This window comes from Nocardioides ultimimeridianus (assembly GCF_054777895.1).
The window spans coordinates 46,235-58,227 of the sequence record NZ_BAAHAB010000020.1 but is presented as its reverse complement, the minus strand read 5'-3'; the positions used below and the strand labels follow the sequence as shown (position 1 = coordinate 58,227).

Sequence of the window (11,993 nt, the reverse complement as noted above, 5' to 3'; positions counted from 1 at the left end):
TCAGCCGGCCTTGCCCTGGTGGGCCATCCGGTACGCCGTACGATCCCGGATCCGGTCCAGGTGCGCGTACAGGTGCTGCCCGGGGCAGTCGGTGTCGTTGGTGTCGCGGTGCCCGTCGATGACAGGGAGCTGCACCCGCCGCCCGGCGCGGAACTTGTCGCTGCCGGTCGACGTCACCCAGATCCTGCCGTGCGGGTTGCGTCGCCAGTTCGTCAGCTTCCAGGCCGCGATGCCGGCGATGCCGCTGTAGATCAGCTCGTTGGGCTGCCCGGCCTGGAAGTTGCCGAGCACCGCCACGCCGACCGAGCAGTGGTTGAACCCGAGCGTGTGCGCACCGCGGGCCATCTTGGTGGTGCTGCCGCTGCGGCCGACCCACATCCGGCCGAACTTGTCGACCAGGAAGTTGTAGCCGATGTCGGACCACCCCATCGTCTGGGTGTGGTAGCGGTAGATGGACCGGATCATCGCCGGTACGTCGCCGCGCGTGTAGTCGTTCGCGTTGTCGGTGTGGTGCACGTGGACCTGGCGGATCGAGGTGACCCGCTCGATCGTGCCGTTGAGGAGCTTCGGGTTCGCGCCCCAGTCCCGGCGGCTGTGCAGCGGCGGGACGAGCCCCCGGTAGCGAGCGACGACCTCGCGCTCCCGGGCCTCCGTCGGCGCGGGGAGCTCGCCGGGGTCGATGAGCGAGAGCACCGGCGACTGGGGAGCACCGCTGATCTCGAGCTGGAGCGCGTCGCTGCTCCCGACCCAGGCGAGCGAGGTGCCGCGCGGCGTGGCCTGCGCCTCGGCGCTGTCGGCGTCGGGGCGGTCGTGGATCCCGCCCAGGGCGCGCCAGCCGGTCCAGCCACCACCGGCGGTGCGGGTCCGCACCCGCACCGTCCCGTGGCCGCCCGACCAGGTGACGCCGAGCGCGGAGAACTGCGAGGCGTGCAGGATCCCGGTCCGCAACGGCGCGTTCGGAACGGCGCGTCCGGGCACCATCGACACCGGTACGTCGAGCGCCGCGGTGACGCCGTCGCTGTCGGGCCGCAGCACGAGCCGGTCACCGGCGCGGCCGGGCAGCGCATCGGCCCGGCGTCCGCCGGAGGTGAGCAGCGCGAGCGACGGGGCCGCGGCTGCCGCGCCGGCGAGGCCGAGCAGGTGACGACGGTCGAATCCGTGCGCGGACTCGGAGGACGAGGGGGAAGGCTGGTCCGAGGAGTTCACGGTGATCGATCATCCGTGATCCGGGCCGCCCGATTGCGGACTTCGACTTGTCGCGCGTGTCACTCCCGTCCCACGAGTCACACGACGTCAGCTGAAGTCGAGGTCCCCGGTCCGGCTGCGCTTGAGCTCGTAGAAGTAGGGGAACGACGCCACCGCGACGCACCCGTCCCAGAGCCGGCCGGCCTCCTCGCCGCGCGGGATCTTGCTCAGCACCGGGCCGAAGAACGCGCTGCCGTTGACGCTGATGGTCGGCGTGCCGACGTCGTCGCCGACCTGGTCCATGCCCTCGTGGTGGGACTTCACCACGGCGTGGTCGAGGGCGCCGTCGTCCATCGCGTCGACCAGGTCGGCCGGCAGGCCCGCCTCGGCGAGGGCCTCGGCGATGAGAGAGCGGCCGTGGTCGGCCTCGTCGCGCAGGGAGCGGCCACCGACGTGGATGCGCTCACCGAGAGCGGTGTACAGCGGGAGGAGCACCCCGTCGCCGTACTGCTGCTGGGCGGCGATCAGGACACGGACGGGCCCCCACGCCGGCTTGAGGAACTCCCGGTACCAGTCATCGATGTCCCGGTCCTGGTTGAGGTAGGCGAGGCTCATCACGTGCCACGACACCTGGATGTCGCGGACCTTCTCGACCTCCAGGATCCAGCGCGAGCTGATCCAGGCGAACGGGCAGAGCGGGTCGAACCAGAAGTCGGCCCGGTCCTTGGTGGTGGTTGCATCCGTCATGCTTTCCAGCATGCCAGGGGCGGACCAACGCCCAGGTCAGAGCACCCGCACCCCGCCGAAGGTGTGGGTCTCGTGGACCTCGTCGCTGCGCAGGAAGTAGGCGAACACCCCGTAGCGACCGGGCTTGAGCCCGTCGAAGACGAGCCGCGCGCTGCCGTTCACCAGCGTGACCGTCTGACGCATCCGAGCGACGCGCACCTGGACACGACCGGTCACCGGCGCCATGCCGGGAGCCCGCACATGGATCCGGACGACGGCCTCGCCGTTGCGCCCGACCGAGTGGAGCACCAGGTGGCCGGCCGAGCGGACCAGCCGGTCGTCCGAGGCCGTCTGCGAGACCGGGACGTAGTTCGTCCCGGCCAGCGCGACCTGCACCGACATCGTGTGCCCGAGGTCGGCGGCCTTGAGTCGGTACGTCGACGCGGTCGCGCCCGTGACGGGCGCGCCATCGCGCAGCCATTGATAGCTCGGGGCGGCCGTGGTCGGCGTGAAGGCGCCGCGGACGCTCAGCGTCCCGCCCATCTCGGCCGGCCCGCTGATCGCGAACGGGCGGGTCACGACGATCCGTCCGAGCACCGTGACCGGCGTGGGCGAGGTCCGCGTCGCGGTCCGGAACCCGGCGCCGCGGGCGTGGGTGATCACCTTGATCTGCTGGCCGAGCATGTCGGCGGTCAGCGGCAGCGTCGCGGAGGTCGCCCCCGGAATCCACTTGCCGTCCGCGATCCACTGGTAGGTGTACGACGTCGGCGCCGGCGTCCAGTCGCCCGGGTCCGCCGTGAGGGTCTGGTCGATGATCGGGTCGCCCGTCACGGTGGGCAGCGTCGCGTTGGTGAACGCGCCGCGGAGCACGTTGCTCGTCGCCGCGGCCGTCGCGGTGACCGAGGTCGACTTCGCGTGGCTGCCGGTGACGCTCAGGCCGATCGGCTTGCCGATCTGCGTGCCGGTGGGCGTGTACGTCGCCGCGGTCGCTCCCGGGATGGCCGCACCGCCCACGGTCCACTGGTAGGCGAAGGCCGAGGGGTCGCCGGCCCAGGTCCCGACGTGACCGGTCAGCGTCTGGCCGACCTGCGCGGTGCCGGTGATGAAGGGAGCGACCTTGTTCGCCAGCACCGGGCCAGCGTCCTTGTCGCGGAAGTGGATGAAGCCGCTGGGCCAGAAGCCGCCGTCGGCGGTGACCTCCTGCCAGTGGAAGGTCCCGCTCCAGGAGTCCTCGGAGATGATGATGTCGGTCGGCGAGATCACCTTCTCGACGTACGCGACGTGACCGGCAGAGCCGACGTGGTGGTAGGCGTCCCACCAGGCCACGGCCCCGACGGCGGGCGTGCTGTTGGTGATGCTCGCCATCGCGTGGCCCCAGTTGGCGGCGTTGCCGCCGCCGGTCCACGGCCGGGTGTTCGGCATGCCCGCCTGGATCATCCGGTAGGCCGCGTAGTTGACGCAGTTGTGGCCCGGGTACATCCGCCAGTACATCCGGTTGCTCACGGCGCCGTACCCGCTGTCGGAGTAGCCGGCGGAGCGACAACCCGAGTAGCCGCTGCAGAAGTAGCTCAGTCCCGAGGTCTCGCGCGCGTGGAGCAACATTCCGCGCCCCCCGGTCAGCACGAGCAGGGTCGTGAACAGGGCGCCGGCGGTCACTGCGGACCACCAGCGCACGGTCAGGGCTCCGCGTCGCATGCCGCTTACCTTCTGGCACGCAGACCCCAAAACGCAACAAAAACCCCAAGAAACACACGGATCACCGGCGTGTCGCGTTGACTTTTTAGAGTTACACCGTTGTAGTTCGCGATTCTCTTGTGGCCCAGGTCTCCCCGTTTCCTTCCCTTCGGCCACCCGGTGGAAAGATCCAGGACATGCCCGGAACCAACCTGACGCGCGCCGAGGCCACCGCCCGCTCCGCGCTCATCGACGTCACGTCCTACGCAGTCGAGCTCGACCTCACCCAGGCCGAGACCGATGGCGTCACCACGTTCGGATCGACCACCACGATCGCGTTCACCGCACGCGAGACCGGTGCCGAGACGTTCGCCGACCTGGTCGGCGCCACGATCCACGAGCTCTCGCTCAACGGCACCGCCCTGGATCCCGCGGAGGTGTACGCCGACAGCCGGATCACCCTGCGCGACCTGGCCGCCGAGAACGTGCTGGTGGTCAAGGCCGACTGCACCTACTCGCACACCGGCGAGGGTCTGCACCACTTCGTCGACCCCGCCGACGGCCGCGTCTACCTCTACAGCCAGTTCGAGGTGCCCGACGCGCGGCGCGTCTTCACCACCTTCGAGCAGCCCGACCTCAAGGCCCCGTTCGCCTTCACCGTCCACGCCCCCGCCGGCTGGAAGGTCGTCTCCAACTCCCCCACCCCGGAGCCCGCGCCGCTGCGCGACGGCTTCGCCACCTGGACCTTCGCCCCGACCCCGCGGCTCTCGACCTACGTCACCGCGATCGTCGCCGGCCCCTACTACGAGGTCCGCGACGAGTACACCGGCCCCAACGGCACCATCCCGCTCGGTCACTTCAGCCGTCAGTCGCTCCGGGCCGAGCTGGACCGCGACCGCGCGGAGATCGTCACCCTCACCCAGCAGGGCTTCGAGTTCTTCGAGGCCCAGTTCGGCGTGCCGTACCCCTTCGGCAAGTACGACCAGCTCTACGTGCCGGAGTTCAACGCCGGCGCCATGGAGAACGCCGGCGCGGTCACGCTGCGCGATGAGTACCTCCCCCGCTCCCGGCAGCCGCGCTCGTTCTACGAGTTCCGCGCCTCGGTGATCCTGCACGAGATGGCCCACATGTGGTTCGGCGACCTGGTGACCATGAAGTGGTGGGACGACCTCTGGCTCAACGAGTCGTTCGCCGAGTGGGCCTGCTACCACGCCGAGGCCCTCGCGACGTCGTACGACGACGCCTGGACCGGCTTCACCAACGCCCGCAAGCAGACCGGCTACCGCGCCGACGCGCTGCCCAGCACGCACCCGATCGCGGCCGACATGGTCGACCTGCACGCGGTCGAGGTGAACTTCGACATGATCACCTACGCCAAGGGCGCGGCGGTGCTCAAGCAGCTGGTCGCGTGGGTCGGGCTGGAGCCGTTCCTCAAGGGTCTGGGGCAGTACTTCCGCGACCACGCCTACGGCAACACCACCTTCGACGACCTGCTGACCGCCCTCGAGGCGGCCTCCGGGCGCGAGCTGTCGGGCTGGGCCCAGGAGTGGCTGCAGACCGCGGGCACCAACACCCTGGCGCCGGCCTTCGAGGTCGCGCCCGACGGCACCTACTCCTCCTTCGCGGTCGTGCAGACCGCCCCCGAGGCCTACCCGACGCTGCGCCGGCACCGGCTCGGCGTCGGCTGCTACGACAAGGACGACTCCGGCCGGCTCGTGCGGACGTCGTACGTCGAGGTCGACGTGGTCGGTGCGCGCACCGAGATCGCCGATCTGGTCGGCGAGAGGCAGCCGGACCTGCTGCTGCTCAACGACGGCGACCTGGCCTTCGCCAAGATCCGCCTCGACGAGCGCTCGCTGGCGACCGCCATCGCCGACCTCGCCGCGATCGAGGACTCGCTGGCCCGCGCGCTGGTGTGGGGCGCGGCCTGGGACATGACCCGTGACGCCGAGATGCCGGCCCACGACTTCGTCGAGCTGGTGCTCGGCAACGTCGGGTCGGAGACGGACTCGTGGGGCATCAGCCGGATCCCGACGTACGCCGCCCAGTCGGTCAGCGTCTACAGCGACCCGGCCCGCCGCGACGCGCTGCGCGACCGGTGGGAGGCCGGCCTGAAGGAGCTGCTGCTCGCGGCCGAGCCCGGCTCGGACCACCAGCTCACCTTCGCCCAGGCCTACGCCACGGTCGCCCACACCGACCCGGCCATCGCGGACCTGGAGGCCCTCCTGGACGGCTCGCTGGTGATCGACGGCCTCGCGGTGGACCAGGAGATGCGCTGGCACCTGCTGGCCAACCTGGCCCGCCTGGGGCGCGCCGACGACGCCCGGATCGATGCCGAGCTCGCCTCGGACCAGACCATCACCGGTCAGGAGAAGGCCGCCGCCGCGCGCGCGTCGATGCCGACCGCCGAGGCCAAGGCGCGCGCCTGGGAGCAGGGCATGGTCGACGGCTCGGTGCCCAACGAGACCGCCCGCAGCGTGGCCTTGTCGTTCTGGCGCGAGGGTCAGCAGGAGGTGCTGGCGCCGTACGTCGAGCGCTTCCTCGCCGACGCTCCCGCGACCTGGGACCGGCTGGGCAGCCACAAGGCCGCGGTCGCGCTGACCGCGCTGTTCCCGCGGCTGGTCGCGACCCAGGCCACGCTGGACACCGTCGACGCCTGGCTGGCCGCCAACGCCGACGACGTCAACCCGGGCGCGGTGCGCTACGTGCGCGAGGGCCGCGACGACGTCGCCCGCGCGCTGGCCGCCCAGGCACGCGACGCCCGCTGACGTTCCCGCTCTGTCGGGAGCTGGCAGGAGTCGGCTCCCGACAGAGCGGAACCACTCCCCTGTCCCGGGGAGTGGCGCCGCTCCGAGGCTGAGGGCATCCACCCAACGCTCTCAGGAGGAGCCATGTCTCACCTCGTACGCCGCAGCATCGCCGGCGCCGCCGCCTGCGCGGCTGTCGCCGCCCCCCTCACCCTCGGGCACGGCCCGGCCGCACAGGCCCGGGCCACGTCGCACACGCTCCGCTTCACCTCCCACTCGCTGGCCGGCTCGCAGCTGGGCCAGAGGTTCGGGGGCGCCGACAAGCTCGTCCGCAACGGCACGGTCGTCGGATTCGACGTCGTCAGCGGCACCGTCGGCCCCGACGGGGTCATCCACCTGCGCGGCGCGTTCTCCCTGGCCGGCGGGCTGATGTACGTGACCGGAACGGTCAAGGGCACCAGCGGGACCGGCAGGGTCACGGGCGGCACGGGCCGGTACGCCGGCGCCACGGGCACCGTCCGCGACACGATCGTCAACCCGGACAAGGGCATCGTGTCGACCGTCGTGACCTGGTCGAGCTGACCCGTCACGAGCGCAGCGGCAGCTCGGCGTGCACCCTCCGATCACCGGTGACGAGGGTGCCGCCGAGCTCCACCGCGCGCTCGCGCATCGACGACAGGCCGACCCCGGGGACCCACGCCATGCCGGTCATGCCGGCGTCGACGACGTCCAGGTGCAGCGAGCCGCCGACCACCGCGAGCGTCGCGTCGGCGCGGTCCGATCCGCTGTGCCGCGCGGCGTTGTGCAGCGCCTCCACGACGATCCGGTACGCCGCCACCTCGACCGCGGCGCCGAGCGGCGGGAGCCCGGCGGCGCCCACCGTGATCCGCATCGGCCGGCCGTCCATGGCCCGCATCACCGCCGCCTGCAGCCGGATCGCCTCGACCAGGCCGACCTCGTCCAGCGCCGGCGGGCGCATCCCGTAGACCAGCTCGCGGATCTCGCGGATCGCGCTGACCGCCTCGGCACGCACCCGATCGAGGTGGGCCAGGGACTCGGCCGGGTCCTCCGCACTCAGCCGCGCCGCATCGGCGGTGAACGCGATGCCGGACAGACGGGGCCCGAGCCCGTCGTGAAGGTCGCGCCGCAGCCGCAGCCGCTCCTCCTCGCGCGCACTGGCCGCCTGCTCGCGCGCGCTCTGCAGGTGATCGGCGAGCGCCCGCGCCCGCACGCTCTGGGCGAGCAGCGGTGCGGCGAGACCGAGGACCTTGGCGTCGTCGGCCGGCAGTCGCAGGTCGCCCGGCCTCAGCCCGACCACGAGCTCGCCCACCCGCTCGCCGTCCAGGACGAGCGGCAGAACGTGCTCGTGCTCGGCACGCTCCCCCGCCTGGGTCACCGGCAGGCCGTCGACACGGACGGCGGCGTACGGCAGCACCAGGGCTGTGCGGAGCGCCTCCAGCCCGGTGGCGGGATCGTCCCCGACACCCACCGCCACGCGCCCTGCGGCCGCCAGCGGATCAGGCCGTACGCCGAACAGCAGCTCGTCCGCGACGAGCCGCAGCTGCCGGCGTACCGGGTGGAACGCGACAGCGGGCACCAGCGCCAGGAGGCCGTAGCCGGGCACCGTCGGTCGGGTGCCGCCCGCCGTCGTCCACAACGCGACGAGCAGCTCGAAGGCGACCCACAGCCCGAGTGCGGTGGAGATGTCGACGACGACCCGCACCACGACGCCTCGCACGTCGAGCACCTGGGGTCGTGTCCCGCCGATCCAGGCGGCCACGACGACGAGCAGCGGTGTGAGCACGGCGAGGGCCGTGACCGTGGCGCCGGCTGCGGCGAAGCTCGTCGTGAGACCGACGAGCGTCACCACGCTTCCGGCGACCAGCTGCCACACCAGGGGCCGCCGCTCCTCGGCGGGGCAGGTCTCGTACCTCCACCACAGCTGCAGGAGGGTGATGCACGCGAGCCCCGTGCCCACGTCCAGCGCGAAGGTCTGGGGCGTGGGCTGCAGCAAGGACACGAGAGGGACGGCTCCCAGAGCCAGGAGTGCGGCACCCATCGACCAGTCGAGCCGCCACCGCGGAAACGCGATCATGGCCGCGCACATCAGCTCCCCGAACCCGATCGCCGGCACACCCCACGGCCCCTGACGGGCGGCGACCAGCGCCGTCGCCCCGGCGGCGACGCCGGCGAGGGCGTGCAGGACGCCCGAGAGCACGGCCGGGGTGCGGGTCGCGACCGCCGCGCCGCCGACGACCTGCAGCACCGCGAGTGCCGACAGCGCCGCGAGCACCTGCGCGGGCATCAGCCCGGCACCGGATCGGGCCCGCCGAGACCCCCCTCGCGTGCCCTGATCACGGCGCCGGTGCGGTCGGTGACGCCGAGCTTGGCGAAGATGGTCGTGAGCTGGTTGCTCACCGTCTTCGGCGAGAGGTAGAGCTCCGCTGCGATCTCGCCGGTACGCCGTCCGGCAGCCAGCAGCTCCAGGATCGACCGCTCACGGTCGGTGAGCTCGGGGAACGGGGGCGGTGTGGGCAGCGGTCCGCGCGGCGGATCGGTGAGCGCGGCCAGCATGCGGGCTGCGACCGCCGGGCCGTAGACGACCTGCCCGGCGACGACTGCCCGCAGCGCGGTCGCGATCTCCTCGTGGCCCGCGTCCTTCAACAGGTAGCCGCGCGCACCGGCCCGGATGGCGGCGAGGACGGTCGCGTCGTCGTCGTACATCGTCAGCATGAGCACGGCCGTCGCGGGAGCGACGGCGACGATGCGCCGGGTCGCCTCGACGCCGTCGACCCCGGGCATGCGGATGTCCATCAGCGCCACGTCGGGCCGCAGCAGCTGGACCTGCTTGACCGCCTCCTCGCCGTCGCGCGCCTCGCCGACGACCTCGAAGCCCTCCAGCCGCCCCAGGACGGCGCTGAGACCGTCGCGGACCACCGTGTGGTCGTCGGCCACCAGCACGCGGATCGTCACGGTCCCATCATCGCGCCACCCGCGGCCCCCGTGGCGGGAAACGACTCCCGCCATCGGGGAGCCGGTGCCCTAGCCTGGAGGCTCGACGACTCGGGACGCTGAGCCTCCCGCCGCCCCTGCAGCGGCCCACCCGATGGGAGCACCCGATGAGCGACCTCACCGCACCGAAGAGAGCCGGCCACGTCCTGGCCGTCGCCGTCACGGTGGCGAACGCTGCAGGCGGCGCGGCCGCCCTGCCCCAGCACTCCTCGGGGCCTCCGACACCGGTCATCGTGATCAGCATCGCGATCGCCCTGGTCGTGGTGGCGCTGCTGGTGGTGTCGTGGCGGGAGAACCGCGTCGCACCGCGCCGTATCGCGTCGGTGCTGATGATCGTCGCCGCGCTTGCGGCCGTGCCCGCGTTCCTGGTGCCGGGCGTCGCGACCGGCCTGGAGCTGACCGCAGGGGTCTATGTCTTGTTGACGATGCTCGCCGTGGTGCTGCTGTTCTACCCCGAGCGGCGTACGACGACCGGGTGAGCGATCAGACGGACGCTTCCCGGCCGAAGCGCTCGATGCCGACGGTGAGACCGCCGAGGAGGTCGCCCGCGGCGAACGCCCTGGTCATCTCCTCCACGATGGCGGCGACCCGCTCGTCGGGCAGCGACGCGCGGACCTGGCCACCGGTCACGACCTCGACGGCGCGGCGCTCGGGGTCGACCATCACCAGGATGCTGCGGCTGGGGAGCACCAGCGTGTTGTGCAGGCTGGTCGCGAAGTCGCGGATGTCGCCCTCGGCGGCGCCCAGGTAGACCGAGATCTCCGCCCGGCAGGACTGCTCGGCGGTGCGGATCGTCGCGTCCAGGCGTGCCTGGTCGGCATGGCTGAGGTGAGTGTGGGCCACCCCGATCACCACGTGCCGCCGGCGCCGCCGGCTGCAGAGTCCTCGGTGTCGGGCTGGGCGAGCTCGCCCACCGCCTTGCGCGGGCCACCGAGCCACTGGCCCTCGGGCTCGGGGTCGCCGGCGTAGAACAGCCGCTCGCCGCGGGCGAGGGCCGGCGCCAGGACCAGCGCCGCGATGACCAGCATCAGCAGCACCGGGATGCCGACGAAGATCAGCCAGGCGTGCAGGTCGTTGACGGGCGGCTTGGTCTCCCAGCCCCCGCCCGGCACCGGGGTGTCGGCGAACGCGGCGCCACCGGAGGCGACGAGAGCGGTCGTGAGCGCGAAGACGGCTGCGGAGCGGCGTACGGCGGTCCTGATCACGGGTGACAGGGTATCGGCTCCCCCGGCTCCCGGCCCACCACCCTGGCCCTGTTTGACTGGGTGGATGCACTTCCTCCCCATCGACGTGACTTCGACGGCGACGTGCGACGGCCACATGGTCTGCGACCTGACCTACAAGGTGACCGGCAGCACCGAGCTGGCCAGCTGGTCCAACGTGGTCATCGGACGCCCGCTCGCCATCCTCGGACTGATCCTGCTCGCGGTGGTCATCCGCTGGGCGCTCCAGCGGCTGATCGACCGGATCGCACGACGGGCCGAGCGCGGTGTCCTGCCCGAGCGGGTCGAGAGCCCCGTGGCGGCGCGGCGCAAGCAGCGCGCGGCCACGATGGCCGGCGTCCTGAACAGCATCATCACGGTGGTGCTGATCGCGATCTTCGGCACCATGGTGCTCAGCGTGATCGGGGTCAACATCGCCCCGATCATCGCCAGCGCCGGGATCATCGGCCTCGCTCTCGGCTTCGGCGCGCAGTCGCTGGTCAAGGACTTCCTGGCGGGCATCTTCATCTTCCTCGAGGACCAGTACGGCGTCGGCGACGTCGTCGACGTCGGCGACGCCTCCGGCACCGTCGAGGTGGTCACCTTGCGGATGACGCGACTGCGGGACGTGCAGGGCACGGTCTGGTACGTACCCAACGGCTCCATCGCGCGCGTCGGCAACCAGAGCCAGAACTGGTCGCGAGCCGTCATCGACGTGCAGGTCGACCCGAGCTCGGACCTCGTCCAGGTCCAGCAGGTGCTCCGCGAGGTCGCCCACGACATGTGGGAGGACGAGGACTACACCGGCATCATCGTCGAGGAGCCGGAGGTCACCGGCGTGGAGGCGATCAGCCTCGACTCGATCACCGTCCGGCTGATGGTGAAGACCGCGCCGCTCCAGCAGTGGGCCGTCGCCCGCACGCTGCGTCAGCGGATCAAGGCCCGGTTCGACCACGAGGGCATCCGGATCCCGTTCTCCCAGCGCGTCGTCTGGCAGAGCGAGGACCGGGCGGGCACCCCCGCCGCCGCGGACGGGTGAGCGGGGGATGATGGAGCGGTGAGCGAGGTCAGCTTCTACGAGGAGATCGGCGGGTTCGAGACCTTCCGAGGGATCGTCGCCCGGTTCTACGCAGGCGTCGCGCAGGACGAGGTGCTGCGGCCGATGTACCCCGAGGCCGACCTCGGTCCCGCCGAGGAGCGGTTCCTGATGTTCCTGGTGCAGTACTGGGGCGGGCCGACGACGTACTCCGAGCGCCGTGGGCACCCACGTCTCCGCATGCGCCACGCCCCCTTCGCCGTCGACACCGCCGCGCGCGACCACTGGCTCTCGCACTTCCGGGCGGCCCTGGACGGGGCCGGGCTGACCCCCGAGCAGGACGCCCGGTTCTGGGAGTACGTCACCCACGCCGCGACCTTCATGGTGAACACACCCGGCTGATCACACCGC

The 11,993-nt window shown here is 72.0% G+C and carries 12 protein-coding genes; 5 read left to right on the top strand and 7 right to left on the bottom strand.

Annotation, left to right across the window (positions count from 1 at the left end; translation table 11 throughout):
• From ACYU8V_RS17240 to ACYU8V_RS17230, 3 genes are all read right to left on the bottom strand, one after another.
• The gene (locus ACYU8V_RS17240) at nucleotides 1-1,206 is read right to left on the bottom strand and encodes an N-acetylmuramoyl-L-alanine amidase (RefSeq protein ID WP_460849100.1); all 1,206 of its coding nucleotides are present in this window, start codon (nucleotides 1,204-1,206) and stop codon (nucleotides 1-3) included.
• Between the two features lie 87 nt (nucleotides 1,207-1,293).
• Complete coding sequence (locus ACYU8V_RS17235) at nucleotides 1,294-1,932, bottom strand: mycothiol-dependent nitroreductase Rv2466c family protein (protein WP_460849099.1); 639 nt, start codon at nucleotides 1,930-1,932, stop codon at nucleotides 1,294-1,296.
• Nucleotides 1,933-1,968: 36 nt separating this feature from the next.
• On the bottom strand, nucleotides 1,969-3,606 hold the full coding sequence (locus ACYU8V_RS17230) for a CHAP domain-containing protein (RefSeq protein ID WP_460849096.1): 1,638 nt from the start codon (nucleotides 3,604-3,606) through the stop codon (nucleotides 1,969-1,971).
• Nucleotides 3,607-3,782: 176 nt separating this feature from the next.
• Between ACYU8V_RS17230 and pepN the strand changes: the two genes are divergently transcribed.
• Nucleotides 3,783-6,353 (top strand): aminopeptidase N, encoded by a 2,571-nt coding sequence (pepN, locus tag ACYU8V_RS17225; RefSeq protein WP_460849095.1) that lies wholly within the window; start codon nucleotides 3,783-3,785, stop codon nucleotides 6,351-6,353.
• Between the two features lie 123 nt (nucleotides 6,354-6,476).
• Nucleotides 6,477-6,914: a hypothetical protein gene (locus ACYU8V_RS17220; RefSeq protein WP_460849094.1), complete on the top strand. Its 438-nt coding sequence runs from the start codon at nucleotides 6,477-6,479 to the stop codon at nucleotides 6,912-6,914.
• A 4-nt stretch (nucleotides 6,915-6,918) separates the two neighbouring features.
• Here the strand turns inward: ACYU8V_RS17220 and ACYU8V_RS17215 are convergent, their stop codons facing one another.
• Nucleotides 6,919-8,637, bottom strand: a complete 1,719-nt coding sequence (locus ACYU8V_RS17215) for a histidine kinase (protein ID WP_460849092.1) — start codon at nucleotides 8,635-8,637, stop codon at nucleotides 6,919-6,921.
• Nucleotides 8,637-9,305, bottom strand: a complete 669-nt coding sequence (locus ACYU8V_RS17210; protein ID WP_460849090.1) for a response regulator — start codon at nucleotides 9,303-9,305, stop codon at nucleotides 8,637-8,639. Before ACYU8V_RS17210 ends, ACYU8V_RS17215 begins: the two co-directional genes overlap by 1 nt.
• 146 nt (nucleotides 9,306-9,451) lie before the next feature.
• Between ACYU8V_RS17210 and ACYU8V_RS17205 the strand changes: the two genes are divergently transcribed.
• Entirely contained in the window at nucleotides 9,452-9,823 is a 372-nt protein-coding gene (locus tag ACYU8V_RS17205; RefSeq protein ID WP_460849089.1) for a hypothetical protein, read from the top strand.
• Between the two features lie 4 nt (nucleotides 9,824-9,827).
• Here the strand turns inward: ACYU8V_RS17205 and ACYU8V_RS17200 are convergent, their stop codons facing one another.
• Together ACYU8V_RS17200 and ACYU8V_RS17195 are read right to left on the bottom strand one after the other, a co-directional pair.
• Nucleotides 9,828-10,187, bottom strand: coding sequence for a TPM domain-containing protein (locus ACYU8V_RS17200; protein ID WP_460849087.1), 360 nt, complete (start codon nucleotides 10,185-10,187; stop codon nucleotides 9,828-9,830).
• A 5-nt stretch (nucleotides 10,188-10,192) separates the two neighbouring features.
• Complete coding sequence (locus ACYU8V_RS17195; RefSeq protein ID WP_460849085.1) at nucleotides 10,193-10,549, bottom strand: hypothetical protein; 357 nt, start codon at nucleotides 10,547-10,549, stop codon at nucleotides 10,193-10,195.
• Nucleotides 10,550-10,613: 64 nt separating this feature from the next.
• On the opposite strand from ACYU8V_RS17195, the gene ACYU8V_RS17190 reads away from it, so the two are divergent.
• Both ACYU8V_RS17190 and ACYU8V_RS17185 read left to right on the top strand, forming a co-directional pair.
• Nucleotides 10,614-11,585, top strand: a complete 972-nt coding sequence (locus tag ACYU8V_RS17190; protein ID WP_460849084.1) for a mechanosensitive ion channel family protein — start codon at nucleotides 10,614-10,616, stop codon at nucleotides 11,583-11,585.
• Nucleotides 11,586-11,603: 18 nt separating this feature from the next.
• Entirely contained in the window at nucleotides 11,604-11,984 is a 381-nt protein-coding gene (locus ACYU8V_RS17185; protein WP_460849083.1) for a globin, read from the top strand.
• Nucleotides 11,985-11,993 lie beyond the last annotated feature (9 nt).

Bases quoted from the DNA above. Each gene is read 5' to 3' on its own strand.
- ACYU8V_RS17235 (WP_460849099.1), bottom strand. From the start codon at position 1,932: ATGACGGATGCAACCACCACCAAGGACCGGGCCGACTTCTGGTTCGAC.
- ACYU8V_RS17230 (WP_460849096.1), bottom strand. From the start codon at position 3,606: ATGCGACGCGGAGCCCTGACCGTGCGCTGGTGGTCCGCAGTGACCGCC.
- pepN (WP_460849095.1), top strand. From the start codon at position 3,783: ATGCCCGGAACCAACCTGACGCGCGCCGAGGCCACCGCCCGCTCCGCG.
- ACYU8V_RS17220 (WP_460849094.1), top strand. From the start codon at position 6,477: ATGTCTCACCTCGTACGCCGCAGCATCGCCGGCGCCGCCGCCTGCGCG.
- ACYU8V_RS17215 (WP_460849092.1), bottom strand. From the start codon at position 8,637: ATGCCCGCGCAGGTGCTCGCGGCGCTGTCGGCACTCGCGGTGCTGCAG.
- ACYU8V_RS17205 (WP_460849089.1), top strand. From the start codon at position 9,452: ATGAGCGACCTCACCGCACCGAAGAGAGCCGGCCACGTCCTGGCCGTC.
- ACYU8V_RS17190 (WP_460849084.1), top strand. From the start codon at position 10,614: ATGCACTTCCTCCCCATCGACGTGACTTCGACGGCGACGTGCGACGGC.